The organism is Gelidibacter maritimus, assembly GCF_014062315.1.
GTDB lineage: Bacteria > Bacteroidota > Bacteroidia > Flavobacteriales > Flavobacteriaceae > Gelidibacter > Gelidibacter maritimus.
Genome location: NZ_JACGLT010000007.1, coordinates 229,682 through 244,621, shown reverse-complemented (window position 1 = coordinate 244,621; position 14,940 = coordinate 229,682). Strand labels below are relative to the sequence as shown.

The following is a 14,940-nucleotide window of genomic DNA, read 5'->3' as shown; positions in this document are numbered from 1 at the left end:
TGATGTGCAGCTTGAAGCCGTGGAACCAGCCCATGGTGGAACGCCCCGTAGTGGCGATGCCCTTGAAGACCCTATGGTTGGGGATGCGCTTGTTCTTGCACACCCTTACCGGGGTCGAGTCGATAAAGGAGATGCCCGAGCATTCGCCCATGCAACAGGTCTTTAGGAACAGCGTCATGGCCATCAAGTTCTGTTGCATAAGCTCAGTAAACCTATTGTAGGAGACCGTGTCGGGAAAATCATCTTTCATATGGGTCTTCACGTAGAAAAGATAAAAGTGCTTGAAACACCTAAAACCGCTCAACTGAAAAATAACCGCTATCGTTATTATCTCGCTCTGGGACATAACGGGAGGGCGTTTGGGCTTGTTGCCGATAAGGGATCTGTCGACCACTTCGGAATATTCCCTGCAAAATTCATCGACGATACAAAAAATTTCAGTAACTTTAGAATAGATTATCATGGATAGGTTTTTAGATTAAAAAATTGAATTTCAACACTTTAATTTACTAAAAATCTATCTTTTTTTATACAAAAAAATCAAATATTATCAATCGAACTCAGGTTAAATGATTAATTAATATGAGAATAAGTCACTCTTCAGTCCCGAAAACTATATGGGGGAGCAAGGCCTATTCGGGTTTTAATTGAGCAATCTCAACTTTTTTGGACTAATTGCGGATATGCTATAAAATAATTGGCAAGTCCATGTTTACAAACAAATTTCAATTCTTTACAGGCACTCTCAAAGATAATCGCAGAGATTTTAATTAATTTAGGCACAAATACAAAAGAGCATGCCAGAATTACCAGAAGTTGAAGGTTACAAAATTTTTATAGACAGCACCTCCTTACACAAAAATATTGCCGCATTTGAATGTCGCGATATCCGATTGCTAAAGGCACCCATTGCCGATTTCGAAAAGCATCTGATCCATGAAGAACTGATTGAAACACAACGTATCGGAAAGTATCTATTCATAAAAACCTCGGGCAAGAAGATACTTGTGATCCATTTTGGCATGACCGGTCGCCCCAATTATTATAAAGAAAAAGATGACCGTCCAAAATTTGGACATATTGTGCTCACTTTTGACAATGGCTTCCACTTTGCCTTTGAGAACAAACGTAAATTTGGTTGGTGGGACTTGACAGACTCCATTGAAGATTACAAAGCAGCTCGCAACCTCAGCGATGATGCAAGAGACATCACTTTAGAAGATTTCAAAGTGTCATTGGGCAAACGGAAAACGTTCATCAAAGCAATACTCATGGATCAAAGTGTGGCGGCTGGCGTCGGCAATTGGATGGCGGATGATATCTTATACCAATCTAAAATACATCCAGAGCAAAAAGTACAAGACCTTTCCGAAAAGGATATCGAAACCATTTTTAAGGCCATGAAACACGTCATAGAAGTGGCGATTGAAAACGACGCCCACCACCCGGATTTTCCTGAAGATTTTTTAATCCATAATAGAAAAGAAGGCGCCACTTGCTTTCATACCGACGCGGAAATCCAGAAAATAAAAGTGGGTGGTAGATCCACGTATTTTTCTCCAAGATGGCAAATATTAAAATAAATAGGTATCAATTCTCATTTTAATTTACCTGAGATTAAAGACCAGGACAAGAACTAAACCTCTTCTTTTTTGCGATCAGGGAACATCAAACTAAACACATACCCGAACACAAAACAGGAAGCCACTCCAAAAAACGAATACATTAAAAAGCTGATGTCCGTAAATACGCTAATGTACCAGATTAAAAGCGCACTAACTACCAGCCCCATTAATGTGCCTTTAGCATTGGCTCTTTTGGTAAGCATTCCCAAAAGAAACATGCCACCCAATCCTCCTGTAAACAGTCCTAAGAAACGGTAAAATTGATCCCAAAGCGATTTGATTTCCGAGCTCGCCATCCATAGTGCCAAAAGCACACCAAGAACACCCGTAATCATCGTGGCACCTCGTGCTATCCTTAATAATTTATGATCGTTTACTTTTGGTCGGAAATGCAAATGGAAATCGTTGCAATAAGCTGTTGAAACCGAATTCAAACTGCTACTGATACTCGACATGGCCGCGGAGAAAATTCCGGCTACCAACAAACCGGAAACACCAATAGGCAACTCCCTGACAATATACCACGGGAAAATAGAATCATTATTAGAAATTGCTGGCGAGAGCTTGCTGGGCATTTCAGAATAGAATATAAATAGCAGTGTTCCAATTCCAAAGAAAATAATGGTTGCCGGTAAGGTCAATACCGCATTGGTATATAATGTTTTTTGCGAATCCTTGACGCTGGAACTGGTCAAATACCTTTGCACAATGGTTTGATCAGTCCCCTGAGTGACCATCGCCGAAGCCAGACCACCGATAAAGACCACCCAAAAGGTGGATTCCGTGAAATTAAAATCCATATTGGCAATGTTGAACTTATCATGATCGGACGCGTAGTTAATCATCTCACCAAAGGAGGTTTCTGTATGCAGCATAATCCAAACTACCGCCAAGACACTACCTCCCAAGAGGACAATCACCTGCATGACATCGGTCCAAATTACTGCTTCAATCCCCCCAAATGTGGTATAGAAAATACACAGCACGCCCATGATTAAAATACTGGTCTCCACAGGAATTCCAGTAACAATAGAAATGGCCAAAGACGGCAATAACAATACAATGCCGATGCGCCCTAACTGAAATAAGATAAAAGACAAACTTCCAAAAGCGCGCGCGGTATAATTAAAGCGGTCCTCAAGATATTCATAGGCCGTTTTTATTTTCAATTTATTGAAAAATGGAATGAATACAAATGCAATGACAGGGGTGATGAGGATGGCAGTTATATTCAGGAAAAAGAAAGACCAATCAGTTACAAAAGCTTTGGCAGGAATGGCCATAAAGGTGATGGCACTTAACAGCGTTCCAAACACACTTAAACCAGACGCCCACCATGGAATCCGTCCACCACCCACAAAATAATCTTCGGTGGATTTTTGTTTACGCGCAAAATAGAGCCCAATCAAAACCGATATCATCAAATACAAAGCAAGGACGCTATAGTTGAGCACGCCAAAAGGATGTGCGGCATCAGCAATTTTAAAGCTTTGCACTCCCGAGGTACGAATGCCAGGAGAGACCTCACCCGAGACGATTATAAAATCGTTGTTATCTTTAAAAGCAAGCGTAGTAACCGGTATTTCTGAAGGCAAAGTGGCATATACAAACCACTTTTTGGTAATGGTATTGTAAGCCAATATATCCTTTGAAAACCCAGGGTGATTATTTAAAATAGCATCACGTCTGGAAGTCAATTCGGTTTTTATGCTGTCGGTTGGTTGTGCTGCCAATTCCAAACCGATGGTTTCCAATTCATCAAAAAGTATGGCGTCACTACCGCCGTAAACCATAATATGCATAGAGCCCATAACTTCGGCCGAAGCACCCATCAGTACTCTTGGAGCTCCTTTTATTAGAAGATCACCCTCCTCTGCCCAAGTTTTATTTTTAAAATCATAAGATAAATAGGTGGTTAAAGCTTTGGACTTCTCCCCTACTATTTCATTTCTACCGCCAATGACAAATAGTTTTTTTGTGGTTTGCGTCTCTTGAACAGCTGTGGTATGAAGCGCTCTCGGATGACCAGGAAAATCAGATAGTTTTTCCCATTGTTGCTCAGATTTTAATGACAACCTGTAAAACGAATTGGTACTGCCTTCAACATTATTCCCTCCAACTACATACACAGCATCTTCAAATAGAACGGCGGAAGAAAACGCCAAAGGCTCCGGAAGATTTGGATATTTTGTAATATCAACCTCTTTCGTGGCACTATTATAAGCCATTAGGAAAACCTGATCACTTATATCACTTTCATTATTACCACCAATACACAAAACGCCCTGCGGAGTTGATACAGATGCCGAATACCCCAACGGCATTGGCAATTTCTTTGAAGATAAGCGCCATTGGTCGTTTTCAAAAATAAAAATGGCATCGGTCCATACTTTTTTACCGCCTTCCCATGGCAGACCCTCTGGGAAGTTTGCGCCGCCAGCGGCTAATAACACACCATTATGCCCGCCCCCCATCATTCCAGCATATCCAATAGAGGCCGTGGCGGTATTTTCGGCAGGTAAATTGGGTAGTTCCGTAAATTCCAATTTGGAAATTTCTTGACCAAACGATTGTATCCAGGTAAAAATGATAACTAATAAAAGTGCCGATTTTAGAATTCTCTTCATATTGGGAAAATTTACGTATAAATGTTACTGCTTTGTTCGGATACCAATTAAATTTCTCTCAAATTTGCTTGTCATATTACCCATTAAAATGGCATCTAAACAATATTGCCAAAAAATATGGCTAAATATAATAAAATAGAATTAATTGTATTATGTATTACATATTAATTTATGGATTTGCTTTGTTCACTTTATTAGCGTAACTATTAGCCTATACAACTCGCTTATCTAACAGGGCTTAAATTATTTATTAGATACTAACCATTGTTATGAAAAAACTTCTTCTGTTCTCATTTTTGATCTTAAGCTATCATGCTTCATTTTCACAAGTTGAGATTACTGAACATGAAATCAAAGAGCATATCCTATTTTTAGCTTCCGAAAAAAATGCTGGTCGCTTTCCTGGTACCAAGGCCAGCCGTGATGTTGTAAGATACATCATTAAAGATTTTAAAAAACAAGGTCTTCGTCCTTTGGATAAAAATTACAAACAAAAATTCAAAGCCCGTTTACGTGTTGATAAAGGCGAACCTGAAAAGCCCCTCGTAAAAACTTGTAATGTTATAGGGTATCTTGAAGGTAATGATCCTATTCTAAAAAACGAATATATTATTTTAGGAGCCCATTATGATCATTTAGGAATGGGTGGGCCATCTTCAAAATCAGACCAAAGAAATACGATTCATTACGGTGCCGATGACAACGCCAGTGGTACAGCCACACTGATGGAAATTGCCGAGAAAGTGGCCGCCAACAAAACCGAGTTAAAACGCAGTGTCATTTTTATCGCGTTTGGAGCTGAAGAACAGGGGTTATTGGGAAGTCAATACTTTGTTGACAACCCGTTAGTTCCACTATCACAAATTAAACTCATGATCAATATGGATATGGTAGGCAGGATGAATTCTGAAAAACATGTGTATATGAATGGCGCAGGGACCTTCCCGGGAGGTGTCGAGTATATGCAGAATTTAGGTGAATCTCTAAACCTGACCCCGATTGTCCATGCTGGATCGGTGGGCGGCTCCGACCACGTATCGTTTTTTAAGAAAGATATATCTGTTCTAGGTGCCCACACAGGTGCACATCCGCAATACCATCGCCCGGAAGATACGGCCGATTTGATCAACGTTCCAGGGCAAAAGCAAGTCAGCGACTATATTTACAAAGCTTTAATGACATTCGCAACCACCGATTATAAAATGGGGTTTATCCCACAAAACTAATTACATCATAAAATTGGAACCCTTTTTAACATCGTTTGCGAAATAAAGATACGTCCAGCTCAATGAAGCTGCCATCCGTCGAAATGTTTTCTATACCTCCCAATAAATTTATATATTTTGAGATTGATTTATAAACAAAATTTACCATCTAATAGCTGAACCACCCATGAGAATTATTTTATTTTCTTTAATCGCATTTATTTCATTGAGCAACTGCACAGAAAAAACCAGATCTTTTACAGCATCTGAAATCGCAATTCTTCCACAACCATCGTCTGTAGAATTAAATGAAGGGTCTTTTGCGATTCAGGATGGACAGCAGATTTTCTCTAATCTTGAAGCACAAAAAACCGCTGTAGATGACCTCCAGTCGTATTTCTCAGAAACTTCAGGATTTAAAAGTTCAGTAGTTGAAAGTTACGGCGCCTCTATCAGTTTTGAACAAAAAGAGGATTTAGCGCCAGAAACATACCAGTTAATTGTATCACCAAAAAAAATAAGCATCTTGGCCAACGATGACGCAGGATATTTTTATGGCGTCCAAACCTTGAAGCAATTGATCTCCATTGAGACTTCAGAAGATTCGCAGGACAAGACTTATTTGGTGCCATCAGTTAGCATTAAAGATAGTCCGCGATTTAAATGGCGTGCCTATATGCTTGATGAGTCCCGCTATTTTCACGGCGAGGAGTTTGTAAAACAAATGCTTGACCAAATGGCCTTGTTAAAAATGAACACCTTCCATTGGCATTTAATTGACGATGCAGGATGGCGGATTGAGATTAAGAAATACCCACTCTTGACAGAAGTTGGTGCCTTTCGTGCCGATAGTGAAATTGAAACTTGGAATAGTGGAAAAACTTCGGGAGAGCCACACGGCGGATTTTATACGCAGGAACAAATTAAAGATATCGTAGCCTACGCAGCAGACCGAAACATTACCATCGTTCCGGAATTTGAAATGCCAGGCCACTCTAGTGCGGCCATAGCAGCATACACTTGGTTGGGAACTGCTGGCGAAGCTATTGAGGTCCCAGTGAAATTTGGACGTTTGTACGACAATTATGATGTCACAAAACCAGAAGTTGTCACTTTTATCAAAGACGTTTTAGACGAATTGTTTGTGCTTTTCCCATCCGAAGTCATCCATATTGGTGGTGATGAAGTGGGTTATGAAGTTTGGGAGAAATCGGCCTCGGTTCAAAAATACATGAGAGAACACGACATTAAATCGCCTGCTGACCTTCAAGTCAATTTCACCAATAAAATTTCTAAATATATTGAAGAAAACGGCCGACGCATGATGGGCTGGAACGAAATCCTAGGTAAAAACATCCATGCCGATTTTGCGGAAAAGAAAGATGATAAGGAAGCAGAAACAGAACTGGCAAAAAACGCCATTGTTCATTTTTGGAAAGGCGATTTGGATTTGTTGACGGAAGCTGCGAAAAACGGCTATGCCATTGTAAATTCACTGCACAACAGAACCTATTTAGATTATAGCTATGAGTCCATATCTTTAGAAAAGGCCTATAGTTTTGACCCTATTCCTGAAGGTTTGGATGCACAGTACCACAAAAATATCTACGGTACAGGCTGTCAAATGTGGAGTGAATGGACACCGACCAATGCCGATGTAGAGCGCCAAACTTTCCCAAGAATCGCGGCTTATGCTGAAGTGGGCTGGACAGAACTGGACAATAAAGATTACGACAGCTTTAAAGTTGCCCTTAAAAAAATGCAAAACCATTGGGATGATTTAGGCATCAATTACTTTAAGGATTATGATGACATTGAGGCGGAATAAAACTGAAGGCTTCCCGCTTGCGTTATAGCTGCGAACGGTCAGGAGATTTTCTGGTTTTAAGTCATTTCAAAGCAGTAAGTTAATCGCGAAAAATAGCACTTTAAAATGGATAGCATTAGTGACTCCTACAAGAAAAGATCCACGAAGCATCAAAGCCTTCGGTGGGAAAATCAAAAGTTTTATAACTGCAAAGACACAAAGTAAAATGGTAAAGACCGCAAAGCCATATCAAATAATTATTTTAAAACCGTTGGTCACGTTGCGCAATCTTAGTTTCCGACAGCTATCGGATCATGATAAAAATCACTACCATGTTAAATAATAAATCCCAATATAAATTTGAAAATAAAAATGAAACTAATCTTTAAATCCCTATTCGTTTTTTTAATTCTATTGACTTACAGTTGTCAGAATGTCAACAAAGATTTTACCGTGGCGCAAACCTACGAAGAGCCTCAGGACCCTTCGCCGAACACCGATCAGGATTGGGAAGCTGTCTCCAACGGATTACAGGCTTCGGTAACCTCAACGGATATGCGTTTTGTAAAAAGTGACATCCCGAAATTAGAAAAGAAAACCACCTGGTCAGGAACCGCTTGGAAAGGGGAGCGAATCTCTGCACAGATCGTACTATGGAGCAAGGACTCTCTTACAAAGGTGACTACTGAGATGTCCGATTTTAAATCAGAGGATGGCAAGAGCTTACCTTCATCTATTGCCAAAATCAATTTTGTAAAGTATGTTATTACTGACGAGTTTGGCGAAGGCTGTGGACACAGAAAACCTGAGGATTTTGATGCTTCCTTGGCGGCGGACGCCTTAGACCCTATTTCTTCTTACGCTCTTAAGTCCGAAACAACCCGACCTATTTGGCTTACCATGAATGTACCATCAGATGCTCAACCTGGCACCTATACCAGCACATTTGACGTTCATGTACAAGGTCAAGACACCCAACAATTTTCTTTCACACTAAAGGTAATTGATCAGACACTACCAGCGGCTACCGACTGGAAATTCCATCTTGATCTGTGGCAAAATCCGTTTGCCGTTGCCCGTTATCACAATGTTGAACTTTGGTCAGAAGCACATTGGGATTTGTTAAAACCTATTATGAAACGCCTTGCCGATGCTGGACAAAAAGTGATAACAGTATCACTAAACAAAAGACCTTGGGGTGGACAAACCTTTGATCAATTTGAATCAATGATTGAATGGCGTAAAAAGACCGACGGTACTTGGACTTACGATTATTCCATTTTTGATCAGTGGGTACAAAGGATGATGGATTTAGGGATAAAAAATCAAATTAGCTGTTACTCCATGGTACCTTGGGGCAATGAGTTTTATTATTTTGATGAAGCAGAGAATAAAGAAGTAAAAGTTACTGCTGCGCCTGGCACCAAGGCGTATGAGGACTTATGGATACCGTTTTTAGATCAGTTTAAAGTGCACTTGGAAAAAAAAGGCTGGAACAACATCACCCTAATAGCCATGGACGAACGCGGACCGGAAGAAATGACCGCCATGCTCAAACTACTCAACGAGCATGCACCAGAACTGGGAATTTCATTTGCTGACAACCATAAAAGCTACAAACTCTATCCAGATGACCTCAAGGATATGTCTGTGGCGTTCGGTGATCCTGTTGATGAGGAGGATTTAAAACTAAGACGAGAAAACGGCTATATCAGCACTTTTTATCTGGCCTGTCCACATGAATTCCCAAACACTTATACATTTTCGCCTCCTGCAGAAGGAGCACTTATAGGCTGGTACGCCATGGCGGCCGATTTTGATGGCTTTTTACGTTGGTCCTACAATAGTTGGGTGGAACACCCCTTGCAGGATTCACGATTTATAACCTGGCCCGCTGGAGACACGTATATTGTATATCCGGAAAACAGAAGTTCCATACGATTTGAAAAATTACGTGAAGGCATTCAGGATGCTGAGAAAATCAGAATTCTGAGAGAGGATTTAACCAATAGGAAAATGTTGGATGAACTTGATCATTTAGACCAAGTTGTTGCCCAATTTAACATCACTTCAAAACCGAAAAACTTAGAAGCCATGCTCAATGACGCAAAAAATACATTGAATATTTTGGCAGAAAAACTTAAATAAACCCAAGGTTCCGATAAAGATTAAAGAACCCTACAAACACCCATGTTGACGTGAATAAAACACAAAAACTTTCAAGTACTAAAATTATGAAGCTTTTACTTTCTGGATTATTCTTTTTAACGACCTGTTTTGGCATTGCTCAAGACCTCGCCATTAACCCAACTCCCCAACAGAGCGTGATTTCTAATTATATAGACACGCCCACACAATTTAAGTTAAAGATTAAAACTGTTGATAAAACCACACAAAACCTGCTTTCTAATTTTTTTGATGAAGAGATCATTGGCAGAAAGGGCTATACGGTAACCGTTGGCGATGTTAATGACCGGTTTCATAGAAAATTTCTAAAAAAAGTACCTCAACATGCAGAAGGTTATTTTATTAATAGTAGTAACAAAAAGATTACAGTAATTGGTAGAGATGCGCGTGGCACCTATTATGGCGTGAGAACCCTATTGGCATTATTATCATCGGACAAATTTCCACAAGGTGAAATTATTGATTATCCCGATGTTGTTGCACGCGGTGTCGTAGAAGGGTTTTATGGCACACCTTGGAGTTTTGAGCACAGGATGCGTCAAATTGATTTTTATGGGGAAAATAAGCTGAACACATATATATATGGCCCAAAAGACGATCCTTACCACAGCTCTCCAAATTGGAGAAAACCTTATCCATCCGAAGAAGCCGACCAGTTAAAAAAGCTGATCGATCGAGCAGAACTGAACCATGTCGATTTCGTCTGGGCAATTCATCCAAGGAAAGATATTAAATGGAACAATGACGACCGGAATGCCTTACTCCATAAATTTGAACTCATGTACGATTTAGGCGTTCGCTCCTACGCTATTTTTTTTGATGACATTTCTGGTGAAGGCACCAATCCCACACAACAAGCAGAGCTATTGAATTTCTTGCACAATAGATTTATAACTGTCAAAAAGGATGTTAAGCCATTGATCATGTGCCCAACCGAATACAATAAAGGCTGGTCCAAACCAGACGGTGGCTATTTAGAAACCTTAGGAAAGGAACTTGATCCTTCCATCAGAATTATGTGGACGGGCAATACTGTGGTGTCGGATATTGATCAGGAAACGATGGACTGGATCAATGCCAAAATTCAACGAGAAGCTTTTATATGGTGGAATTTCCCTGTGTCTGATTATGTGAGAAACCATCTGCTTTTAGGCCCCACCTACGGCAATGGTAAAGATATAGCCGATGATGTTTCTGGTTTTGTAGCCAACCCAATGGAGCACGCGGAGGCATCCAAAATCGCTATTTATGGTGTCGCCGATTATACGTGGAACATGGCCGCATATCAACCCGAAAAAAACTGGTTGAAAGCCTTAAACGTAGTCATGCCCGAAAGCCATAAGGCCTTAGAAATTTTCGCAAGTCACAATAGCGATTTAGGCCCGAATGGCCATAAGTACAGACGTAATGAATCGGTCAACTTTGCACCCAAAGCGGATGCATTTCTGAGAGACCTTGAAGCCAACCAAAACATTGAAAATTTTGAAACCGTTCAAAAGGAATTCCAAGCGATGGTTGAAGCCTCCTATATTTTATTGAACAGTAAAGATAACCCGGTGCTTTTGGATGAGATCCGCCCTTGGGTAAAACAGTTCCAACTCCTTGGACAATCAGGTCTTGCCATGTTGAATATGTACACCGCATTACAAGATAAACAAACGGACGCTTTTGAAAGAAGTTATCAAGCACTCAAAGCTATAAAAGCGAAAATGTATGCGATAGACCGTACCGAAAACCAGAACCCCTACCAACCCGGAATTAAAACTGGCACTTTAGTGGTTTCACCGCTAATTGATAAAGGGTTTCTATATTTGACAAAAGCCTATAACCAAGCTTTTGATAAACATCTGGAAGTGGATGCCAATTATAATCCACATCTATTATTTACAAATATTGAGCAGTTAAAAAATCAGCCGATCACTTTAAGAGATAGAACATTGGCATTGAATCCGCCATTGGAAGTAATTAGTATTGCGCCACATGAATATATTGGATTTGAGCTTCTTGACGACACCCATGCACACAAAATTGCTTACAAATTGGCACCAGCTAAAGTTTACGAGCATTTAACACTTGAGGTTTCCAGTAATGGCACAGAGTGGACTTCTCTGAAAACAGAAGTTAAAGAGGACGTAGTAAAAGCTTCTGTCAACAGTGAGGTTAAGTTTATACGAATCATTAACACCTCAGCGGGAATAGAAGAAACTAAACTCGAACATTTTACTGTAGCATTGAAGTAAATTTTTAAATCACATTGTATTTCATATAAAACAGAAGGCAAAGTAAATATTAATACTTTGCCTTCTGTTTTTTTATATGAGCACCCTCAATCCACTATTCCAAACTTCGGTATAACGTAGGGTAATTTTTTAGTCGGCTATTAATATTTTTATCTAATAACGCGCGAATTCAAAAAATTTAGAACTTAATTATAGTATACATATAGGCATGGCATTAGACAGTTTTACTAAACTGCTACCATTAAAAGTCGACAATAACTTTATCGCATCTTATAGGGACAACGACGCTTTTGAAGTAAAATTCATCTTTGATAAAGACCATACTTAAAGCAAATCAATTATATTTCTGTTATCGATTGAAGAACAAACAGCTTAATAGCACTTATTCTTTAAAACAGAGAATGCTTAGTAGTACCCTTTTCTAAGACATTTTAATCTTTAAACTCCCAGACCTTTACATAATCAATAGCCATTTCAAGAGGGAAATTCTCAGTAGAAGCCACCAGTCCAGGCCAAAAATTAACGCCAGATTGGCCTTTATCAGCACAGGCATGATTTAAGATGATATAATAATCGGTTTCGAATGGCCATCGCTTCTCAAAGTCGCCTGTAGGCTCATGCACCATGGTCAATTCGTTATTCACATAAAACTCTATACGATTTGGTGATTTCACAATTCCATAAGTGTTATACTCTGATTTTAATATGGCAGGTGTTTTGCCTGTCGAAATATGTTTGGCATTCCCATCTGATTGATGGATGACCTGATGGACAAAACTATCGTTGTTAAGATGTTCCATAATATCTATTTCGCCGCCATTGGGCCAGCCCGAATATATACCGGTTTGAGGCATTAACCATATCGCTGGCCATCCACCTTGACCAGCGCTATTGAATTTTGCTCTGACTTCAATTTTTCCATATTTGAAACTGAATTTATCCTTGGTCTGTATCGCTCCGGTTTCGGGGAGGTCAGTCTCCTCGTTCCAACGTGCGCGAAGATGCAGATTACCCTTTTTGACTTCTGCCAAATCAGCATCATCAACAACGTAACGATTCCATGGTGATCTTCCTTGTTCTGGCGGAAAACTCGTCCAAAATTCTGTGTTGTATGCTGTGCCGTTAAATTGGTCTTCAAACACCAACTTATATTTAACGGATCCGTTTTCATTTGGGCTTTTATTGACAGCACATGAGCTGAGCATACTACAAATTATCAGAACGAATGGCAAACGATACATCAATGAACTCATCTTAATCATCTAATGGTTTTTTCCTTTAAAGTTTATAAAACATATTTAATTCAATTTCTAAGGCTATGGGTTATCGGTTATCGGTTATCGGTTATCGGTTATCGGTTAAGAAACAATAAAACATTCTAACATCTGACTGTCCGCTTGCCCAACCACTTGCCGGCAGCTTTTGCGTAGGCGGAACTCTGAACCCTGAACTCTAAACTCTGAACTCTAAAAACATCGATTAATTCCACCTCCACCCATTACTTATTATAACTCTCTATATACTTTTTATCCAGCGCTTCTGAATCTTTATACTTTATGCGCGTTTCCTTAAGTTTCTGTTTCATTTCAGCAACCACCGTGGCATATTCAGGGTCATCAATCACATTATTGACTTCTTTTGGATCTTTTTTGCGGTCATACAATTCCCATTCGTCCACATCGTAATAAAAATGGATAATCTTATAATCCTTGGTAGCGATACCATAATGCCTTTTTACAGCGTGCTCGGCGGGATATTCATAATAATGGTAATACACAGCATCTCTATCCCAAAGCGCCTTCTTGCCTTCTAAAAGTGGGACCAAACTCTCGCCTTGCATGTCATTTGGTGCCGTGACGCCGGCGACTTCCAAAAAGGTTTGGGCAAAATCCAGATTCTGCACCATTTCATCTTCTGTGATACCTGGCTTTATTTTATTTGGCCATTTGATTAATAACGGGGTTTTAAACGATTCGTTGTACATAAAACGCTTGTCGAACCAGCCGTGTTCGCCCAAATAAAAACCCTGATCTGAGGTGTAAACCACGATGGTATTATTGGCAAGATTTTCATCATCCAAATAGTCCAGTACGCGACCTACATTATCATCAACCGATGCAATGGTTCCTAAATAATCCTGCAAGTAACGCTGGTATTTCCAAACGGTAAGCGTGGAATCGTTCATGGTAGGATATCGTTTTTTGAAATCTTCATTAATTGGTCCGTAAACCGCATCCCAACTGGCGCGCTGCTCTTCATTCATCGTGCCTAAACTTTCACCCAGACGACTCCATTCCTGAATACCCAATTCTTTGACGGTTTGTGGTGTTAATTTGGTATCATTAATAAGCGACATGTGTTTCAAAATTCCCATTTCGGCAGTTTTGGCTGCAGTACCTCTGGTCTTATAATCATCAAATAAGGTTTCTGGTAATGGAAAGGTCTTTTGAGTATATTCCTTATAATACTTTTCACTTGGCAACCAGGCGCGATGTGGCGCTTTGTGCAAGTACATCAACATAAAGGGCTTGTTTGGATCTCGGCGATTTTTCATCCAATCCAAAGTCAGATCAGTTGTGATGTCCGTAACGTACCCCTCAATGATCGTATCTCCTTTTTGAGTAATAAATCGCGGATTGTAATAATCGCCCTGACCAGGTAAAATCTTGAATTCATCAAATCCTTTTGGGTTGTTGCCAAAGTGCAATTTTCCAAACATGGCGGTTTGATAACCTGCTTTCTGAAGAATTTGCGGAAACGTAACATTGGCGGTATCAAACTTACTCAAGTTGTCTATTTTCCCGTTGATATGGCTGTGTTTACCAGTAAGTATCACCGCTCGTGATGGCGCACAAATGGAATTGGTGACCGTCGCATTCGTAAAAAGCATGCCTTCGTCAGCAATCCGATCTATATTTGGCGTATTGATTAACGTTTTGTCATAAGCACTGATGGCTTGATAAGCATGATCATCGGACATGATGAAAATGATATTAGGTTTTTCATTTGACGTATCTTCTGTTTTTGCAGAAGTATTAATTTGCTTACAGCTTACTATGAGCAGGCCACCAATAGCAATGAATAAGTGTTTAAAATATTTCATGTAAAATTTATTTTTAATTTAATGCTTTTCGGTTTTTAAAATCTGCAAAGTATCATCGACCATATCTGCAGTTCTAATATATTTCATTCTTAAGTTTTGACCAATTCGAGGTAACTATTCCAACATCGTTTCAACAGCCTATTCGC

General features: G+C 39.7%; 9 protein-coding genes. 5 read left to right on the top strand and 4 right to left on the bottom strand.

Annotation, left to right across the window (positions count from 1 at the left end):
* The coding region (locus H3Z82_RS11000; protein ID WP_317172446.1) for a transposase at positions 1 to 463 on the bottom strand (463 nt) is incomplete at its 3' end.
* Positions 464 to 797: 334 nt separating this feature from the next.
* Here H3Z82_RS11000 and H3Z82_RS10995 point away from each other — a divergent pair.
* Positions 798 to 1,583: an Fpg/Nei family DNA glycosylase gene (locus tag H3Z82_RS10995; protein ID WP_182205550.1), complete on the top strand. Its 786-nt coding sequence runs from the start codon at positions 798 to 800 to the stop codon at positions 1,581 to 1,583.
* 53 nt (positions 1,584 to 1,636) lie between these two features.
* On the opposite strand, the gene H3Z82_RS10990 is transcribed toward H3Z82_RS10995, so the two are convergent.
* Positions 1,637 to 4,252, bottom strand: a complete 2,616-nt coding sequence (locus tag H3Z82_RS10990) for a sodium:solute symporter family transporter (protein ID WP_182205549.1) — start codon at positions 4,250 to 4,252, stop codon at positions 1,637 to 1,639.
* Positions 4,253 to 4,521: 269 nt separating this feature from the next.
* Here H3Z82_RS10990 and H3Z82_RS10985 point away from each other — a divergent pair, with 269 nt between their 5' ends.
* The 4 genes from H3Z82_RS10985 to H3Z82_RS10970 all read left to right on the top strand — a co-directional run bounded on the left by H3Z82_RS10985 (position 4,522) and on the right by H3Z82_RS10970 (position 11,691).
* Positions 4,522 to 5,478: a M20/M25/M40 family metallo-hydrolase gene (locus H3Z82_RS10985; protein WP_182205548.1), complete on the top strand. Its 957-nt coding sequence runs from the start codon at positions 4,522 to 4,524 to the stop codon at positions 5,476 to 5,478.
* A 166-nt stretch (positions 5,479 to 5,644) separates the two neighbouring features.
* On the top strand, positions 5,645 to 7,285 hold the full coding sequence (locus H3Z82_RS10980; RefSeq protein ID WP_182205547.1) for a beta-N-acetylhexosaminidase: 1,641 nt from the start codon (positions 5,645 to 5,647) through the stop codon (positions 7,283 to 7,285).
* A gap of 351 nt (positions 7,286 to 7,636) precedes the next feature.
* Positions 7,637 to 9,412, top strand: a complete 1,776-nt coding sequence (locus tag H3Z82_RS10975; RefSeq protein WP_182205546.1) for a DUF4091 domain-containing protein — start codon at positions 7,637 to 7,639, stop codon at positions 9,410 to 9,412.
* An 86-nt stretch (positions 9,413 to 9,498) separates the two neighbouring features.
* A complete protein-coding gene (locus H3Z82_RS10970) occupies positions 9,499 to 11,691 on the top strand; it encodes a beta-N-acetylglucosaminidase (RefSeq protein ID WP_182205545.1) in 2,193 nt (730 codons plus the stop codon).
* Positions 11,692 to 12,122: 431 nt separating this feature from the next.
* Here H3Z82_RS10970 and H3Z82_RS10965 read toward each other — a convergent pair whose 3' ends face one another.
* A complete protein-coding gene (locus H3Z82_RS10965; protein WP_182205544.1) occupies positions 12,123 to 12,953 on the bottom strand; it encodes a glycoside hydrolase family 16 protein in 831 nt (276 codons plus the stop codon).
* Positions 12,954 to 13,189: 236 nt separating this feature from the next.
* Positions 13,190 to 14,794: a sulfatase family protein gene (locus H3Z82_RS10960; protein ID WP_182205543.1), complete on the bottom strand. Its 1,605-nt coding sequence runs from the start codon at positions 14,792 to 14,794 to the stop codon at positions 13,190 to 13,192.
* Positions 14,795 to 14,940: the final 146 nt, after the last annotated feature.